This window comes from Pseudomonas sp. 43(2021) (assembly GCF_017490805.1).
In the GTDB taxonomy this organism is placed as follows: domain Bacteria; phylum Pseudomonadota; class Gammaproteobacteria; order Pseudomonadales; family Pseudomonadaceae; genus Aquipseudomonas.
In genome coordinates, this window is sequence record NZ_JAFGYJ010000380.1 from 1 (window position 1) to 483 (window position 483).

Annotated in this window: 1 protein-coding gene; it reads left to right on the plus strand. The window is 62.9% G+C overall.

All coding sequences use genetic code 11. The features are described 5' to 3' along the window. Positions 1–29 precede the first annotated feature (29 nt). On the plus strand, positions 30–483 hold a 454-nt coding region (locus J5M71_RS27740), incomplete at its 3' end, for a DUF72 domain-containing protein (RefSeq protein ID WP_243434384.1).

Sequence of the window (483 nt, forward strand, 5' to 3'; positions counted from 1 at the left end):
GTTGCCCGGGAAGAAATGACGGTGTGCGCTTGAACGAGTCGACCATCTACATCGGTTGCGCCGGCTGGAGTCTCGGGCGCGAGCACTGGCCGGCATTCCCCGCCGAAGGCACGCACCTGCAACGCTACGCCGCGCGCTTCAACTGTGTGGAAATCAATAGCTCGTTCTATCGCCCGCATCGGCGTCAGACCTACGAACGCTGGGCCGACTCGGTAGCGCCGCACTTTCGCTTCGCAGTGAAAGTGCCGAAGCTCATCAGCCATGAACAGCGGCTGGCGGACAGCGCGGCCGCGCTCGATGAGTTTCTCGGCCAGTGCCAGGGCTTGGGTGATCGACTCGGCTGCCTGCTGGTGCAACTGCCACCAAAACTTGCCTTCGATGCGCCGGTGGCCGAGGCGTTTTTTCATGCCCTGCGCGAGCGGTTCACGGGCAGTGTAGTGCTGGAGCCGCGACACGAATCGTGGATTGAGGCTGAGGCAATGC